Origin of the sequence: Veillonella sp. 20925_1_51, from assembly GCF_041431445.1 — a bacterium.
GTDB classification, from domain to species: domain Bacteria; phylum Bacillota; class Negativicutes; order Veillonellales; family Veillonellaceae; genus Veillonella; species Veillonella nakazawae.
Window position 1 is genome coordinate 116186 of sequence record NZ_JAPVXT010000004.1, and the last position, 18549, is coordinate 134734.

15 protein-coding genes are annotated in these 18549 nt (G+C 40.7%); 14 read left to right on the forward strand and 1 reads right to left on the reverse strand.

Going from position 1 to position 18549, the window contains the following annotated elements:
• Nucleotides 1-107: 107 nt before the first annotated feature.
• Nucleotides 108-3848, reverse strand: coding sequence for a phosphoribosylformylglycinamidine synthase (locus O3607_RS05895; protein WP_371443544.1), 3741 nt, complete (start codon nucleotides 3846-3848; stop codon nucleotides 108-110).
• A 268-nt stretch (nucleotides 3849-4116) separates the two neighbouring features.
• Here O3607_RS05895 and O3607_RS05900 point away from each other — a divergent pair, with 268 nt between their 5' ends.
• The 14 genes from O3607_RS05900 to menH all read left to right on the forward strand — a co-directional run bounded on the left by O3607_RS05900 (nucleotide 4117) and on the right by menH (nucleotide 18549).
• Entirely contained in the window at nucleotides 4117-5022 is a 906-nt protein-coding gene (locus O3607_RS05900; protein ID WP_024064082.1) for a LysR family transcriptional regulator, read from the forward strand.
• Between the two features lie 247 nt (nucleotides 5023-5269).
• The gene (locus tag O3607_RS05905) at nucleotides 5270-5845 is read left to right on the forward strand and encodes a xanthine phosphoribosyltransferase (protein WP_105085269.1); all 576 of its coding nucleotides are present in this window, start codon (nucleotides 5270-5272) and stop codon (nucleotides 5843-5845) included.
• A 26-nt stretch (nucleotides 5846-5871) separates the two neighbouring features.
• Nucleotides 5872-6318 (forward strand): hypothetical protein, encoded by a 447-nt coding sequence (locus O3607_RS05910; protein WP_024064651.1) that lies wholly within the window; start codon nucleotides 5872-5874, stop codon nucleotides 6316-6318.
• Between the two features lie 11 nt (nucleotides 6319-6329).
• Complete coding sequence (locus O3607_RS05915; RefSeq protein WP_024064650.1) at nucleotides 6330-6770, forward strand: hypothetical protein; 441 nt, start codon at nucleotides 6330-6332, stop codon at nucleotides 6768-6770.
• A 435-nt stretch (nucleotides 6771-7205) separates the two neighbouring features.
• A complete protein-coding gene (purE, locus tag O3607_RS05920; protein WP_371443545.1) occupies nucleotides 7206-7697 on the forward strand; it encodes a 5-(carboxyamino)imidazole ribonucleotide mutase in 492 nt (163 codons plus the stop codon).
• A gap of 66 nt (nucleotides 7698-7763) precedes the next feature.
• The gene (purC, locus tag O3607_RS05925) at nucleotides 7764-8492 is read left to right on the forward strand and encodes a phosphoribosylaminoimidazolesuccinocarboxamide synthase (RefSeq protein WP_229025353.1); all 729 of its coding nucleotides are present in this window, start codon (nucleotides 7764-7766) and stop codon (nucleotides 8490-8492) included.
• Nucleotides 8493-8501: 9 nt separating this feature from the next.
• On the forward strand, nucleotides 8502-9920 hold the full coding sequence (purF, locus tag O3607_RS05930; protein ID WP_371443546.1) for an amidophosphoribosyltransferase: 1419 nt from the start codon (nucleotides 8502-8504) through the stop codon (nucleotides 9918-9920).
• Complete coding sequence (gene purM / locus O3607_RS05935; protein WP_371443547.1) at nucleotides 9907-10968, forward strand: phosphoribosylformylglycinamidine cyclo-ligase; 1062 nt, start codon at nucleotides 9907-9909, stop codon at nucleotides 10966-10968. The genes purF and purM overlap by 14 nt, the downstream gene beginning before the upstream one ends.
• Nucleotides 10961-11578, forward strand: coding sequence for a phosphoribosylglycinamide formyltransferase (gene purN, locus O3607_RS05940; RefSeq protein WP_371443548.1), 618 nt, complete (start codon nucleotides 10961-10963; stop codon nucleotides 11576-11578). Before purM ends, purN begins: the two co-directional genes overlap by 8 nt.
• 24 nt (nucleotides 11579-11602) lie before the next feature.
• A complete protein-coding gene (purH, locus tag O3607_RS05945; RefSeq protein WP_371443549.1) occupies nucleotides 11603-13132 on the forward strand; it encodes a bifunctional phosphoribosylaminoimidazolecarboxamide formyltransferase/IMP cyclohydrolase in 1530 nt (509 codons plus the stop codon).
• 131 nt (nucleotides 13133-13263) lie between these two features.
• Nucleotides 13264-14526, forward strand: coding sequence for a phosphoribosylamine--glycine ligase (purD, locus tag O3607_RS05950; protein ID WP_371443550.1), 1263 nt, complete (start codon nucleotides 13264-13266; stop codon nucleotides 14524-14526).
• 298 nt (nucleotides 14527-14824) lie between these two features.
• Nucleotides 14825-15967, forward strand: a complete 1143-nt coding sequence (locus O3607_RS05955; RefSeq protein ID WP_371443551.1) for an isochorismate synthase — start codon at nucleotides 14825-14827, stop codon at nucleotides 15965-15967.
• 39 nt (nucleotides 15968-16006) lie between these two features.
• Nucleotides 16007-17692: a 2-succinyl-5-enolpyruvyl-6-hydroxy-3-cyclohexene-1-carboxylic-acid synthase gene (menD, locus tag O3607_RS05960; protein ID WP_316066209.1), complete on the forward strand. Its 1686-nt coding sequence runs from the start codon at nucleotides 16007-16009 to the stop codon at nucleotides 17690-17692.
• A complete protein-coding gene (gene menH, locus O3607_RS05965) occupies nucleotides 17689-18549 on the forward strand; it encodes a 2-succinyl-6-hydroxy-2,4-cyclohexadiene-1-carboxylate synthase (protein WP_316066210.1) in 861 nt (286 codons plus the stop codon). The genes menD and menH overlap by 4 nt, the downstream gene beginning before the upstream one ends.

Below are 18549 nucleotides of genomic sequence, written 5' to 3' on the forward strand. Positions count from 1 at the left end.
TGTTCGTAAATATATCATCAACTTATAATACTAATATTTTCGAAAAAAATCAATATTGAAAAGCCTACCCCAAGGAGTAGGCTTTCACATGAAAGAATAGTCATAAATTATTTAAAGTATTTTACACCAGATGTAAAGATTGGCATCTCTAATTGACCAGGAATATTTTTGCTAATTCCTGTACCACAGCGTTCGGAGTGTGCCATTTTACCAAATACGCGACCATCAGGACTATAAATACCTTCGATAGCAGCTACAGATTGGTTAGGGTTGAAGCGGCTATCCATGGATGCAATACCATTAAAGTCTACATATTGTGTAGCAATTTGACCAGTTTTATTGAATTCCAATACTTGTTGAGGGGATGCAATGAAGCGACCTTCCCCGTGAGAGATAGGTACAGTGTATATTTCGCCTGCTTTAGCATCGCTCATCCAAGGAGATTTTGTAGAAATAACTTTAGTGTTAACCATACGAGACAAGTGACGACCAATTGTGTTGTACGTCAAAGTAGGATGGTCAGCAGTTAAGGTTTCAATATGGCCACCTGGCAACAAGCCTAATTTGATAAGTGCTTGGAAGCCGTTACAAATACCAAGTACAAGGCCATCTTGTTTGTACAAGAGATTTTCTAGGCCTTCAGCAAGGTATGGATTACGGAAGAGGGTAGCCATAAATTTGCCAGAACCATCTGGTTCATCGCCAGCACTGAAACCACCAGGGAACATAAGAATTTGAGATTCTGCTAATTTAGCTTTGATTACATCGATAGATTCTTTTAATTGTTCTGGTGTTTGATTACGAATGACTACAATATCTGTTTCGGCCCCAGCTCGTTCGAAGGCACGAGCCGCATCAAATTCGCAGTTTGTACCAGGGAATACGGGGATGAGAACCTTTGGTTTGGCACCTAAGGATGTACTGCGAGGTTTAGCGTGTTGATCATGAATGTACGCTACTGCTTCTCCAGAGCCATTTGGAGCATGCATAGGGAATATATCGTTGAGTGGAGCTTCATAAGTTGCTTGGATCTCCTTGAGTGATACGGATTGATCCGCCCATTCAATAACTGGATTTGCTTGTGTTACACCGATTACTTTTAAACCTGGTAACTCTAAGAGATAGTTAACAGCTTTAATGTCTACCTCTACGATAAATGCACCAAGAGCAGGTTGGAAAATACCTCGTTCAGCATATTTATCGAATTTAACACCGATGTTGTTGCCAAGAGCCATTTTTGTTACAGCTTCAGGGATGCCGCCTTGGTCAACTACATAAGCAGAGTAAACACGACCTTTTTCAATTTGTTCTTGCAAGGTATCGCAATTTTCTTTGAAACAATCCCAATCTGGAGTGTCGTCGTACATGCGAGGCACATCGAAGAATACGAGGCGATGATCTACGCCTTTAAGGTCCTGACTTACGATATTGTCTACATGAGCTGTACCAACTGCAAAGGATACGAGCGTAGGAGGAACTGTAAGGTCCATAAATGTACCGCTCATAGAGTCTTTGCCACCAATAGCGCCAATTTCAAGTTCTTTTTGTGCTTTATAAGCACCGAGAAGGGCTGCTACAGGTTTGCCCCAAGATTCCTTAGAGTTAAGGCGTTCAAAGTACTCTTGTAATGTTAAGTATGCATCTTCACGACGACCACCGAGAGCTACTAATTTAGCGACAGATAAAAGTACAGCATATTGTGCGCCATGGTATGGGCTCCAAGCAGATAATTCTGGTACAAAGCCATGTGTCATGATACTAGCTGTAGTAGTTTCACCATTTAATACAGGTAATTTTGCGATCATACCTTGAGTCGGTGTTTTCTGGAATTTGCCACCAAATGGCATGAGCACAGTATTAGCACCCACAGTGCTGTCAAAGCGTTCTGCTAAGCCCTGTTGGGAAGCTGTATTTAAATCGGATACGGCTGCGAGCCATTTTTCTTTAAAGTTATCTGCACTAGAAGAACCACGTAAGAAGTAAGAGCGATCCGCTGGAGCTGTTATTATAGCTTCTTGCTGTTGGCTTGCACCATTTGTATTTAAGAAGTCTCGGCTAATATCTACAATTGTTTCGCCATTCCAGTTCATGACTAGACGATTTGTATCAGTTACATCAGCTACAACTGTACATTCTAAGTTTTCTTCGTCGCAATATGCTTTAAATGCATCTACATCGGTAGCGGAGATAACGCAAGCCATACGTTCTTGAGATTCAGAAATCGCCAATTCTGTACCATCAAGGTCAGCGTATTTTTTAGGCACTAAATCAAGGTTAATAGTTACGCCATCTGTTAATTCGCCGATGGCAACGGATACACCGCCAGCACCAAAGTCATTACAACGTTTGATAAGGGTAGTTACTTCACCACGACGGAAGAGACGTTGAATTTTGCGTTCCGTAAGGGCGTTGCCTTTTTGAACCTCTGCACCACATGTAGAAAGGGATTCTACCGTGTGCTCTTTAGAGGAACCTGTAGCACCACCACAACCATCGCGACCAGTTTTACCACCAAGCAATACTACAACATCGCCTGGAACTGGTACTTCGCGGCGTACTTGATTACGTGGAGCTGCACCGATAACAGCGCCAATTTCCATGCGTTTTGCTACGTATCCAGGATGGTAATATTCTTTTACTTCACCTGTAGCAAGACCGATTTGATTGCCATAAGAGGAATAGCCACGAGCTGCTTCTTGAGTGATTTTCTTTTGTGGTAATTTACCTTCTAATGTATCTTCGAGACTCGTATGTGGATCGCCAGAGCCGGTGATGCGCATTGCTTGGTATACATAGGCGCGGCCGCTCAATGGATCGCGGATACAACCGCCTAAGCAGGTAGCAGCACCGCCGAATGGTTCGATTTCAGTAGGGTGGTTATGGGTTTCATTTTTGAATAATAACAACCATTCTTCAGTCTTTCCGTCTACATCGACAGGAACGATGATAGTACATGCATTGATTTCATCGGATTCATCGAGATTTGTTAAACCACCAGCATGGCGCAATTCTTTTACGGCTAGTGTAGCCATGTCCATGAGGGAACGAGCTTTTTTCTTAGTTGTATAGAGCTCAGCACGACCTTCCATGTATTCTTCGAGGGCTTCTTCAATAGGGCCTGTGAAGCGACTCGCTTCGATAGAGATATCCGTTAACTCTGTCATAAATGTGGTATGACGGCAGTGGTCGGACCAATATGTATCGAAGAGGCGAATTTCTGTAATCGTAGGATCCCGGTGTTCTACCTCTGCATATTGTTGTCTAATCATTTGAAGGTCCGCCAATGTCATAGCAAGACCATAGTTTTTGATAAGTCCTTCTAACTCAGCATCGCTCATTGTCGTAAAGCCATTAATTGTTTCTACTGGTTTTGGGTCCTCTAAATTGAGAGCCAAAGTGTTAGGTAATTCAAGGCTTGCTTCACGAGAATCAACAGGGTTAATGTAGTATGCTTTGATGGCATTTTCTTGTTCTTTTGTGAAAGTACCTTCGATAGCAAATACACGGGCACAGCGAACAATATGGCCAGAAGTAAGGGTTAGCATAGAAATACATTGCTCAGCACTATCGGCGCGTTGATCGTATTGACCTGGTACATATTCAACAGCGAATACGAAACCTTGTACAGCGGGAATTTCTTCTAATACTGTATCCACAGGAGGTTCGGAGAAGATAAGATTTTTTGCAGCCTCTAAATCTTTTGCATCTACATGTTCGATATCATATCGCTCGTAGATGGTTACTCCTGTAGCAGGCATAGATAATTCCTGTTGTAAGGTTTGTAACATGCGTTGTGCTTCTTGGTTGAAAGATTCTCGTTTTGTTACGAATAATCGTTGTATAGCCATTGTAGCCTCCTGTAATGTATATAATTCCCTATGGGATATTGACAAATTAAGTATAGTCGGTCTAGACTTATAAGTAAAGATAATCTTACTTATGAAAAGATTAGAAATACTAATAAATATGAAAGGTTCATGAAGGTCATAGGACCTGGATTTCATGAAGATTTCTACATATTCATTATATATTGAGAGTTCATCGTTATAATATAATAAATGATATGTATAGTTAAAAGTAAGACGTTACTATTAGTATATAACAGAGGTGAATAAAATGGCAGTATCTGCAGATTTATATAGAACCTTTTTAGGGGTAGGCTTATATTTATCCTTTTCTCGTGCCGCAAAAGAACTAGGTGTGTCTCAATCCGCCATCAGTCAAAGCATTAAACAATTAGAAGGGGAACTGAATATGCCTCTTTTCGTGCGTACTACAAAATCTGTAGGATTCACGCCGGAAGGTAAAGAATTGTTTGATACGGTAGCTAAAGCGTTCTCCATCCTTGATAATGGGGTGACTCAATTACAAGAACGTGTTAGCCAAGCTTATGAAAGTTTAAACCTTGCTGCTACAGATACATTATGTCGCCATTTCTTATTACCATATTTCCATAAATGGCAATTGCAAGAAAGTGAAATCGGATTGCATATCATTAATCGTCCATCCCCTGATTGCGTAGAGTTGGTACTCAATAAAGAGGCTCAGTTAGCGGTGGTTAATGATTATGAAGGCTTGCGTGATAATCCTCAATTAGAGGTCACTACATTGGCTACAATTCAAGATGTATTTGTTGGTGGCCCTGACTATAAAGGGGCAGGGTTCTTTGATCAAGGTCGCTTGCTTAACGAGCCTATCTTATTATTACATAAGGGATCTGCAAGCCGTACCTTCTTTGATGAAGTAACACATGGCGCATGCCGTAAACCGCGTTTTGAACTTGGTAGCGTCGATGTATTGCTCGATCTTGTAGAAATTAATATGGGCATTTCCATGTTGCCTAACCATGTGGTGCAACAAAAGATGCAAGAAGGCTCCATCGTGCGTATCGATACAGATATCCCTGTACCGACCCGTGATATTGTACTTGTCCGTTCTCGTTTGGTACCTCAATCTGAAGGGGCTGCGCGCTTCACATCCTTGCTTATTAATCGTGAAAGCACTCGTGATAAGGTCTTATAATTATAAGACACACTTTTTGATAAATTTCAGAAAGTGTGTCTTTTTATATTTTAGACTAATCTTATCTATGCTATATTATATTGTTATAAACCTGTTGAATTTTATAATTCAGAGTTGAAAGTTTTTAAGTCTCTTTGATCGTTATTGTATTAGTCATATTGTTAAGGCTTTTACTTGATATAGGTTGACCCTAAGGGGTTATTTACGTTAAAATTTAAAGATAGTTATACTGCGGAGGTAAGAGCACATGGAATTATTAAAACAACGCATTCGTGAAGAGGGGATTGTCCTCAATAATCGCGTGCTAAAAGTCGATGGTTTTTTAAATCATCAAATCGATCCACAATTGTTTAAAGCAATCGGTAAAGAAATTGCTGATCGTTACCGTGATGCAGGGGTACAACGTATTGTTACTATTGAGGCATCTGGCATTGCATTGGCATTGATGGCTGCGCTTGAACTTGATGTGCCATTAGTATTTGCACGTAAGAAAAAATCTATTCTTATGGTAGACGATGTATATCATAGTGTGGTGTACTCCTACACAAAAGAAGAAAACTACGATATTACTATTTCTAAAAAATTCTTGCCAGCTGGTGAAAAAGTGTTAATCATCGATGACTTCTTGGCATCTGGTGAGGCGGCTATGGGCCTTGCTAAATTGGTAGAAGACGCAGGTGATGAAGTGGTAGGTATGGCTATTGCTATCGAAAAATCCTTCCAACCTGGTCGCGAACGCCTTGAACATGCAGGTTATCGTGTAGAGTCTTTAGTTCGTATTAAAGAATTTAAAGACAATGGTTGTGTATTTATCGAAGACTAATAGTCTGATTATTTGTAGAGGGAATTATGAATCAAAAAGCAGAAAAATTCGACTTACTCATCGCTGACCTAAACAAAGGTGGTAACTCTTGGTTTACAAAGGAAGAAATGACAGATGATCTTCATACAGTCGTTTATCACGGCCGTTTGGATGTTCATGAGCATAGCTTGCCTGTATTCATCGTTGTGGATGATTCTGCATTCTCCTATGCTCGCATAGCTATCACAACAACATCTATTGATGAAAAAGTGATTCCTGCTGTGTTAAAAGAACTTAACACATTAAATCAAGATTATAAAGTATCTAAATACTATGTAAGCAATGAAGATAATAACATCTATATGGATGTATCTGTTCCTGGTTTGACAGAACAGTTTGATCCTACAGTAGTAGTTAATTTATTGCTTGAAGTTGTTCAACCACACTTAGATGCTGTGCATAAAGGCATTCTTAAAGTAGCTGGTTTAGCTTAATAGAGGTTGTTATGAATCCTAAAGCGTTATTATTTGATAAATTTTTAAAAGACGAAGAAATCACATCCTTTGAACGTAAGGATTTTGATGATGAAGACGGTACTGTTGTATACCGTTCTTACATTAAATCCCCGTTGTGGGATATGCCGTTATTTGTCATTCTTGATAACAGTATTTACAGTGTTATTCGTTTAGTGTTGGGCCCTGAAAAGGTAACTGCACAAAACATGGCTGCCTTAAATGCGTTGATCAATCGAGATAATGCGACATACAAAAACTATAAACTTTATATTGATGAACAAGACTCCAGCCTATATTTGGACTGCGTATATATGTGTGGTGATGATGCGTTTGAACCTGCATTAATGTATGCATTAATGTCTTCTATTGTAGATTATGTACCTGAAGCTGTAGGTGAGTTGAAAGCTGCTTTTGAAAGTGGTACTCACTAATCAATAACAAATATAGATTAACTGGCATAATGTTCGGAAATTAAATAAAAGAGGGTGTCCTATCTTTATAGATAGGATACCCTCTTTTTACTGTGTAGAAAACATATATGAATATTATAAAGTAAAGAGTTTACTGAAGGAATGGCTTTGTATAAAATGTGTAGATTTTTGTAATCAACCAATTTGAATAAAGTAGATATAATTGAATTCAATATTTTTAAATAGTTCGGAATATAACGAATAATAAAAATAATTAATTAAATAATATTCGAAAATAGTGTTGATTTTGTAAATGTTAGGTGTTACAATTTGTGTACAAGAAGGAGGTAGCACCGTGAACTATGCAAATCAACAAACTCAAAGCAAGTCTACGGCGGCTATTTGTGCGCATTTGACCCAGTCTGTTTCGGCTGGGCTTTTTTATTAGGAGGATCTATGAAGGTCGGTATTATTATGGGCAGCAAGTCTGACCTAGACACAATGAAAAAGGCATCTGCCGTACTTGATGAATTTAACATTCCTTATGAAATGGTTATTGCTTCAGCTCATCGTACACCTGAAGCTGTAAAGGATTTTGTTACACGACTTGAAGATGAAGGGGCTATCGCTTTTATAGCTGGTGCTGGTGCAGCGGCCCACTTACCAGGTGTAGTAGCTAGCTTCACTACATTGCCTGTTATCGGAATTCCTCTTAATGCAACAGCTTTAAAAGGTATCGATTCCTTGCTTGCTATTGTTCAAATGCCATCTGGTATGCCTGTAGCAACTATGGCTGTAGATGGTGCTAAAAATGCAGCACTTTTTGCAGTCCAAATTGGAGCAGCTTTCAACAAAGAATTGAAAGACCGATATGTACAGTATCGCAAAGATATGGCTGAAAAAGTATTAGCGGACAATGCTAAATTACAAGGTGCCATTAAACTATAATCGTTTGAAGCGTTTACATCATCATTTATACATCTTTGAGTAGATAAGAGTAAAAGGAGACACATCATGGCTAACATCAACTTGGAAACATTAACATTATTGTATGAAGGTAAAGCAAAACAAGTATATCAAACAGATAACAAAGACGAGTACATCGTTCATTACAAAGATGATGCTACTGCATTTAACGGTGAAAAGCATGATACCATCCTTGGCAAAGGCGTATTGAACAATAAAATCTCTTCCTTCTTCTTTGAATTATTGAAGAAAGAAGGCGTACCTACTCACTTCGTTCGTCGCGAAGATGATCGTAATCAAACAGTACTTACATTGAATATCATTCCTCTAGAAGTTATCGTTCGTAACATTGCAGCTGGTTCTATGGCTAAACGCTTTGGCATTGAAGAAGGTACTCCTCTTAAACATCCAATCCTTGAATTCTGCTACAAAAATGATGAATTAGGTGACCCATTTGCTAATGAATCCCAAATCACAGCACTTGGCTGGGCTACTCAAGAACAACTTGATGTAATCTCTACTATCACGTTAAAAGTAAACGATATTTTGAAAAAATTCTTGGCTACTAAAAATGTAACCCTTGTAGATTTTAAATTAGAATTTGGTACACATAATGGTGAAGTATTATTAGGCGATGAAATCTCTCCTGATACATGCCGTTTCTGGGATGCTACAACAGGTGAAAAACTCGACAAAGACCGTTTCCGTCGAGATCTTGGCAATATTGAAGAAGCGTACAAGGAAATGTTATTCCGTCTTACTGGCGAACGCGCCTAAGGGGGCACAATGAACTACGATCCAGTTTTTGATAAATGGCATGAAGAGTGTGGTGTATTCGGTATCTATGATAGAACCGTTGATGTAGCACGCTATGTATATTGGGGCCTCTTTGCGCTCCAACACCGTGGTCAAGAAAGCGCGGGCATTGCCGTTACCGATGGTCATGATGTAGAACTAAAAAAAGGTATGGGCTTGTTGACTGAGGCCATTAAAGAACTACCATCCTTACCAAGCCATATGGGGACTGGTCATGTGCGGTACTCTACAACAGGTTCCAACAATCCACGCAATATCCAACCTTTAGTAATTCATTACCAAGGCGGTCAAATTGCAGTGGCTCACAATGGTAATTTAACGAATGCCCTAGCCATTCGTAAACGTCTTGAAGCGGATGGTTCCATTTTTCAAACGACAATGGATTCTGAGGTTATCGTAAACCTCATTGCTCGCTCTAAAGCTGAGACACAAGAGGAACGCATTGCCGATGCAGCACGTCAAATTGAAGGAGCCTTCTCTCTCGTTATTACTACGAACGACTCCTTGGTAGGTGTGCGTGATCCCCAAGGCTTTAGACCTCTTTGTTTAGGTAAAACGGAAAATGGCTATGTTCTCTCTAGTGAAAGCTGTGCCTTAGATGCTATAAAAGCCGAGTTTATTCGTCACATCGATCCAGGCGAAATGGTAATTATCGATGACTCTGGTGTACGTAGTGTTATCTATGCAGAACCAGAGAAAATTGATAAAAAGCTTTGTGTCTTTGAATATATCTATTTTGCCCGTGGCGATAGCCATATCGATGGTCAATCGGTATATCAATCTCGTCTTAATATGGGGCGTGAATTATATAATGAAACTAAATACGATGCAGATATAGTTATGTCTATTCCTGACTCTGGCACTACAGCTGCACTAGGCTATGCTCGTGCATCGGGCATACCATTTGCAGAAGGCTTAGTGAAAAACCGATATAGCGGTCGTACCTTTATCAAGCCAAATCAAGAGGAACGGGAATTAGCTGTTCATATGAAGCTTAATGCATTGCCCCACATTGTAGGGGGCAAACGGATTGTCCTTATCGATGACTCTATTGTACGCGGTACTACGAGTGGTATTATCGTTAAAATGCTAAAGGAAGCAGGCGCAAAAGAGGTTTACATGTGTGTAAGCTCACCAACAATTGAGTATTCCTGTCACTATGGTATTGATACGTCGGTGCGTAAAGAGCTCATTGCTGCTACACATACAGTAGATGAAATAAAAGATTATATTCATGCTGACAAATTACATTATTTATCTCGTGAAGGCTTATGTCGCGCTGTATCTGATATAGCGCCTAATGATTTATGTTTTGCTTGCTTTAATGGTGATTACAGTGTAGAGGTTCCTGCGGAACAAGAGGAAGGGGTCAAATATGTACTCGAATAAAACTAGTTTAACCTATCGCGATGCAGGCGTTGATATTGATGCAGGTAATCGCGCAGTAGAATTGATGAAAGAATCCGTAAAACGCACCTATACACCTGGTGTTGTAGGTGATTTAGGTGGTTTTGGGGGCCTCTATTCCTTAGCTGGTCACTCTATGTCTGACCCTATGCTCGTATCCGGTACAGATGGGGTAGGTACCAAATTACGTTTAGCTATCATGATGGATAAGCATGATACAATTGGGCAAGATTGCGTAGCCATGAGTGTTAACGATATTCTTGTGCAAGGTGCAACGCCTTTATTCTTCCTCGACTACATTGCAGTGGGTAAACTTGATCCTGTGAAAGTAGCAGATATTGTGCGCGGTGTGGCAGAAGCTTGTGAAGAGTCCGGCTGTGCTTTACTAGGCGGTGAAACTGCTGAAATGGCGGGATTCTACGATAACGATGATTACGATGTGGCTGGTTTTGCCGTTGGTATCGTTGATCGTCCTAAATTGATTACCGGTGAAAGTATCAAAGCTGGCGACGTAATTTTAGGTCTACCATCGTCTGGTGTACATTCTAATGGCTTCTCCTTGGTTCGTAAAATTGTATTTGACCATAAACAATTATCTATGGATACAAAAATTCCAGAGTTTGGTAAAACCTTAGGCGAAGAATTATTGACACCTACTCGTTTATATCCTAAAGCTGTATTGCCATTGATTGAACAACAGCTTGTAAAAGGTATGGTTCATATTACCGGCGGTGGCTTCTACGAAAACATTCCTCGTGTATTGCCAAAAGGTGTTACTGCAGAGGTAGATATCACTACATGGCCACGACTACCTGTATTTACAAAACTACAAGAATGGGGCAATGTTGCCTGGCCTGAAATGTACCGTACGTTCAACATGGGCATTGGTATGATTGTTATCGTTGATCAAAAGGATGTAGAAACAGTTAAAGAAAACCTTTCTAGTCGTGGTGAAACGGTATATGAAATTGGCTGCATTGTAAGTGGTGATGGCCCTGTTGTCCTTAAAGGGGCTGAGTTCGATGCGTAATTCTAAAAAGAGATTAGCCCTCTTTGCCAGTGGTCGTGGTTCTAATGGTGAAGCACTGTATAAGGCCATGCAAGAAGGCTATATTAATGGTGAATTTGTTGTAATCATTACAGATCACGGCAATGCAGGAATTGTGGAACGCTCTAAATCTTGGAATATTCCACTTATTGTTATGGAACGTAGCGACTATGATTCTAAAGCTAGCTTCGAACAGGCTCAACTAGATGCTTTAGAGCCTTATAAGATTGATGGTATCGTCTTGGCAGGCTATATGCGTATTGTAGGTGCTCCTTTGATAGAGCGATATGAACATCGTATATTAAATATTCATCCTGCTCTGTTACCATCGTTTCCAGGCCTTCATGGTCATCAACAAGCCATTGACGGAGGCGTAAAAATTACGGGCTGTACGGTACACTTTGTTGATGTGGGAATGGATACGGGGCCTATCATTATGCAGAATACGGTTCCTGTATTACCCGATGATACAGAGGATACTTTGAGTGATAGATTATTACCTATCGAACATAAAACGTATAAAGAGGCATTGCAACTATTTTGTGAGGATAAGCTCACCATAAAAGGTCGCGTTGTATATATTGAAGATTGATGTGTAAGCAAAGGAAGACGTTAGATGATTAAAAATGCACTTCTTAGTGTTTCTGATAAAACAGGTATTGTAGACTTTGCAAGGGGATTAGTTGAATTAGGTGTAACCATTTATTCCACAGGTGGGACCCTTAAAGCCATAACCGATGCAGGCATTGCAGCAAAAGCAGTTGAGACTTTGACTGGTTTTCCTGAAATGATGGACGGCCGTGTAAAGACATTGCATCCCAAGGTTCATGGTGGTATTTTGGCAATTCGCGATAATACTGAACATCAAAAAGCTATGACTGATCATGGTATTGAACCAATTGACCTAGTAGTAGTCAATCTCTATCCATTCCGTGAAACCATTGCCAAACCAAATGTATCCTTAGAGGAAGCTATTGAAAATATCGATATCGGTGGCCCTACCATGGTGCGCTCTGCTGCGAAGAACCATGCGTACGTGGGTATCGTTGTAAATCCAAATCATTATGATGAAATCTTAGCTATGCTTAAAGAACATGGTGAATTGCCTAAAGAATATCGTTTTTGTCTTGCAAAGGAAGCCTTTGCTCATACTGCAGCTTATGATGTAGCCATTGCTAACTATATGAGTGGTGTCTTAGACGAAGGTCCTACACCACCTGAATATTTAAGTGCTTATGAAAAGGTAACTGACCTTCGGTATGGTGAAAATCCGCATCAAAAAGCAGCATTCTACAAAGAAATTGGCAAAGCTCATGGCATGGGGGCCTTGAAACAACTCCATGGCAAAGAGCTTTCCTATAACAACATCGTAGATATGGAAGCGGCCTGGAATATGGTGTGGGAATTTACCGATCCTGCAGCATGTATCATTAAGCATACAAATCCATGTGGCGCAGCTACAGCAACAACATTGCATGATGCTTATGTAAATGCCTACGAAGCAGACTCTGTATCTGCCTTTGGTGGTATCGTTGCTTTAAACCGTGAAGTAGATGCTGCTACGGCAGAAGAAATGAGTAAAATTTTCTTAGAAGTCATTATGGCACCTGCTTTCACAAAAGAAGCATTAGACATCCTTGAAGGAAAGAAAAATATTCGCCTCATCGAGTTATCTAAACCTGAATCTGGCCAAGTAACAGTGAAAAAGGTTTCTGGTGGTCTATTAGTGCAAACAGAAGATGATATTCAAGAAGACCGCGCTAACTATAAAGTGGTTACAAAGGTACAGCCAACAGAGGAACAATGGAAAGCTCTTGAATTTGCTTGGAAGCTCGTAAAACACGTAAAATCCAATGCGATTTTGATTTCCAATGAAAAACGTACCCTCGGTGTTGGGGCGGGTCAAATGAACCGCGTTGGTTCTGCAAAAATTGCTCTTGAACAAGCTGGTGAAGCCGCTAAAGGGGCCGTATTAGCATCTGATGCATTTTTCCCATTTGGGGATACTGTAGAAACAGCAGTAAAACATGGTATTGCAGCCATTATTCAACCGGGTGGCTCTATTCGAGACGAAGAATCCATCAAGGCGGCCGACGAAGCAGGCATTGCTATGGTATTTACAAGCATTCGTCACTTTAAACATTAATTTGTTTAGCCTGATTGAGGGTTACAGTCGAGCACTAGCTCGTAATCATTGATGTGTAATGATGGTTATAGAGGATATAGGTGCTTACATAAATGATGTATTGATGGCGTTTAGGCGTCGATGGAGGATTTATGAAAGTATGTGTAATCGGTAGCGGCGGCCGCGAACATGCATTGGCATGGCGATTGTCCATCAGCCCTAGCGTAACAAAGGTATATGCCATTCCTGGCAGTGCGGCTATGTCAGATTGTGCAGAGCTAGTCGGTATTGATTGGCAGCAAAGCGATCATTTAATTCGTTTTTTGAAAGATAGTCACGTTGATTTAGTCGTTGTTGGTCCAGAGGCTCCTCTTGTAGCAGGACTAGCAGATGCACTCAATGCAGCTGGAATTCCTGTATTTGGCCCATCTAAAGCAGCTGCTCAACTAGAGGGCTCAAAGGTATTTGCCAAAGACCTTATGAAAAAATATAACATACCGACTGCTGCCTATGGTGTATTCCACAAGGTGGATGAAGCAAAAGAATTTATCGGTCAAACAGGTGCTCCTATCGTGGTGAAAGCTGATGGCTTGGCGGCTGGCAAGGGCGTTGTGGTGGCTATGACCATCGAAGAAGCGAATGCAGCTGTAGAAGACATGCTTAGCGGTAATCGCTTTGGGGACGCTGGTAGCACCGTTGTTATCGAAGAATTCATGGAAGGCGAAGAGGCTAGCTTGCTTGCCTTTGTAGATGGCAAGACGGTAGTGCCTATGATTGCTTCCCAGGATCATAAACGTATCTATGATGGTGATGAAGGCCCTAATACAGGGGGCATGGGCACCTATGCACCAGCGCCAGTGCTCACTGATGCATTGCGGGATGAAGCGATGAAGACAATTTTAGAACCTATGGTAGCTGCCATGGAGAAAGAGGGAATGCCTTATGTGGGCTGTCTCTATGCAGGTCTTATGATTACATCTCAAGGCCCTAAGGTTGTAGAATTTAATGCCCGCTTTGGCGATCCTGAAACACAAGTAGTATTGCCATTACTCGATAGTGACTTAGGTCAAATTATGATGGCTTGTGCCACAGGCACATTAACAGCTAATATGGTGAAATGGAAAGACTCCTCGGCAGCTTGTGTCATTCTTGCTTCTAAAGGGTATCCTGAAACATCCTCCAAGGGTGATATGATTCATGGTGATATTAAACAACATGATACAACCATCGTATTCCACTCTGGTACAAAACTTATTGGAGACGAATATGTCACAAATGGCGGCCGCGTTCTTGGCATTGTAGGTCTTGGTAAAGACCTTAGAACAGCGCTCGATAGAGCTTATGGACGTATAGAACACATTGATTTTGAGGGCATGCAATACCGTACAGATATTGGGGCGAAAGCTTTCAAATAAACTAAAGGTCTTTTAAATTATGTAAATATGTATTTAAAATAGTACAATAGCATTTCAAAAATATAAAAACCTCTACATTTATGCATAGCGCATGTGGTGTAGAGGTTTTTATTTTCTACCTTTTAATGGTTACCTATGTTATAATAATGTAGATATAAAGAGGGCCCATCGACGTGTGATGGCGTTAGGCTCATCTCAAAATTTTGAAACCTATTGATGGCGCCTAATATGTAGAAGTACATCTTCTACATATTAGGTGTTTTTACTATAGTCTATTTTTGTATAGCGACATACAACTATGAAATATAACAAAGAACCGTTAAAACTGAATAGTCCGGTATCATTTTGGATGAATTTCCCCAATGAAGAACGTGTGTTTTGGGTGGATCGCCAAAGTGACCGCATCGTTGTGGGCGCTAAACGTCTAGCGACGGTTAAAGATGATAACGATCGCCATAATTACGCTTATGTATTTTATGGGGATACTTTTTTTGATACTGTAAAAGACCCTAAATGGTCTAATATGGGCCATGAAATGATTGCTTTTACCCATTATTACATCGTAGAAAATGGAGAGTCCTTCTATCTACATGCTGGTGAAAGTGTACCTATTGAGAATTATGAGGTACCTCGAGTTCATCATAACTACAATGAAACCAGTGATGATAAGGCGGATTGGAACCGTTTGATGAATGCTATTGCCAATGGTATTAACAGCGGTGAGATGACTAAGGTCGTCTCCTCTCGTGAGGTCGAATTCACTAGCGAAACACCATATAATGTGTCAAGTATCTTGGCTAACTTAGTGGATAATAATCCTAATTGCTTTATCTTTGGCTATGAAAAGGATGGGCGTACCTTTGTAGGGGCATCGCCAGAAATTTTAGTCCGCCATCGTGGCAGTGAAATATTAAGCTATGCCTTAGCGGGCACTGCTCCAAAGGATGGTCCTAATGCGTGGACTAAGGAACAATTACTAACTAATAAGAAAAATCTTGTAGAACATAATATCGTTCGCGATCGTATCGTGAATACGATGAGACAAATTACTCCACATGTTACGGTGGGGGAAACCGGCATTATGGAGTTGTCGCACCTCTATCATTTGCGTACCATAATTACCGCAAAGGATAGTACAAAATCTCTTGTGGATTGGGCTAAGTTATTACACCCTACACCAGCCCTTGGTGGTGAACCTCGAGAAAAGGCGCTAGCCTTATTACAAGAGTATGAATCTCATGAACGTGGCATGTACGCAGCCCCTTTTGGCTTTATGAAAGATATGGGGGACGGCATCGTTGTAGTTGCTATTCGATCTGCTCTTATCATGGATAATGTATTGTATGCCTATGCAGGATGTGGTGTTGTAGCCGATTCTGATGCGGATGAAGAATACGCTGAAACTAATAATAAAATGCGCACCATTCTTGATGCCTTATAATTGTTTCCGTACCTTTAGGGGTGTTTGAAAGGGAATATAATGAATGAATATATTGCTGCCTTGGTAGACGAGTTCTATCAACTCGGCGTCCGTCATGCGGTGTTTAGCCCTGGTTCTCGTTCTACGACGATGGCCATGCTGTTCAAGGAGCATGAAGGATTTGAAACCTATATGAATATAGATGAGCGCTCTGCTAGTTTTATGGCTCTAGGCATTGCAAAGGCACATAAGGAACCAACTATACTCGTATGTACTTCTGGTTCTGCTGTGGCTCATTATTTGCCAGCTATTTTGGAAGCTCAATATAGCGGGGTACCGCTCATTGTACTATCTGCTGATAGACCTCATACATTATTGCATGTAGGGGCTCCTCAGACTGTAGATCAGCACAAAATCTTTGGCACTGCGGTCAATTATTTTGAAGAATTAGCTGTGCCTCAAGAGGCTCATTACTATACATATCCTCGCCAAGTGGCTCGTAAATCGTATATGAAAGCGATGGATACTAAAAAAGGGCCAGTCCATATTAATGTGCCTCTCTTTGAACCATTGGTGCCAGAATTGAGCCGTAACCATTTTGAGGCTGGTCGCAGTTCCTTTAAAGTGGTTAAGCCAAACTATAGTGACATATTTGCCTGTGGTGAGGGAAATAACTTGCTTGAAAGGTATGAGCGTATCCTTATCCTAGCAGGCCCTCAAATTGATGTAGATGAGGCTGATATGATTCGTTCCTTCGGGGAGGCTTTACAAGCTCCTATTTTGGCGGATCCCCTATCTAATGTACGGGGATGCGGTACATCTAAAGTTGTGATTTCTACATATGATGCGTTGTTAGCAGGGAAAGCTCTTTGGCATGAGTTAAAACCAGATTGTGTGATTCAGTTTGGCCAAATTGTTGTGTCAAAACGAGTGCAACAGATGATTGCTAGCTGGACTGATGTGGAGTACATCGAGGTTAACTCTACAATGGACTCCATGAATCCTACAGGTAAAACTACGATGCATGTGCAAGCTAGTATTGATGTCTTTACCCATGTATATGGAAAAAACAATAACTCTGATACGTACTTAAACATATGGCGACGTTTAGATCAAGCTGGTAAGAAACAACTAAGCTCGACTATCGATGAGCCTCATTGCTTTGAAGGCCGAACCATACGGGAGCTACAAAAACAGATTCCTGAAGATGGACAAATTTTTGTTGCCAATAGTATGACCATTCGGGACTTTGATTACTTCTGGTTTAGTGGAGAATCTAAGGCGGTTCTTTACGGAAATCGAGGCGTCAATGGTATTGATGGCACTATTTCTACGGCTCTAGGGCTAGCAGCAAATGGTAGACCTACATATTTAGTAACTGGGGATTTATCCTTGTTCCATGATTTGAATGGATTGGCTGTAGCTAAAACTCATAATTTAAACTTAACCATTATTTTGCATAATAATGATGGAGGCGGTATTTTTGAATACTTACCTCAAAAGGGGACAAAGCATTTTGACTATTTGTTCTCCACATCACAAGGCTTAGATTACAGTGGGGCTGCCAAACTCTATGGCTGTGGCTACACAAAAATCTCCAGCCCCGATGAGTTGAGTTCTGTATTGGCTAAGATTGGTCAAGAATCAGGCGTTCATATCATTGAAATTCCTACAAATAGGGAATATAGCAGAGAATTGCATAAAAAATATACGAAGGTTTCAGTTGATATGGAGGCATTACTATGAGTCAGTATTTTTGCAGTATTGTAGATAATGCTCTACGCAATCCCGCGCAACGTATGTATTTTGATTTAGGCGACTATCGCTATGGCTTGACTGTGGTAGGCGATGGGGAGCCTATCGTGTGTTTTCATGGATTTTCTGAATCTAGTTATACTTGGGATTCCATTAACTTGCTAGGCTATCGTTTAATCCGTATCGATTTGATTGGTCATGGTGATTCTGATATTCCTGAAGAGGGTGAGGCTTATACAATTCCTAAAATGATAGAGGATTTGCATACTGTTATCTATCATATGGTAGGTGATAGATATTATCTCATGGGCTACTCCATGGGGGCCCGCATAGCGCTTTCTTATGCCTTGGAATATGAAAGTGAAATCAAAGGGCTCATCCTTGAAAGTGGCTCTGTAGGCATCGCCTCTGATGATGAGCGAGCAGAGCGTCGTAAGGCCGATGAAGACCTAGCAATTCGCATCGAAGACCATGATGGTGCTTGGTTTGCTACACGTTGGGCGGAGGCTCCTATTTTTGAAAGTCAAAAGCAACTTTCAGAGGGCGTAGAGGAATTAATCTATCTACGTCGTTCCAATAATAGTACGTACGCCTTAGCCTGTACCTTGCGTGGCTCAGGTCAAGGTGTGATGCTGTATGTGGGGGATAAATTAGAAAAATTCTCTGTTGAAGGCTTATATGTGAGTGGCGCATTAGATACAAAATATACTACAATAGGAAGAGATGTATTTGGCAAGTTGCCAAACTTTAAACATGTCATCGTCGAAGGGGCGGGGCATAATGTACATATAGAAAAACCGCAGATGTTTGAACAAGCGGTATTAGATTTTTTACAGAAGAAAGGTTAA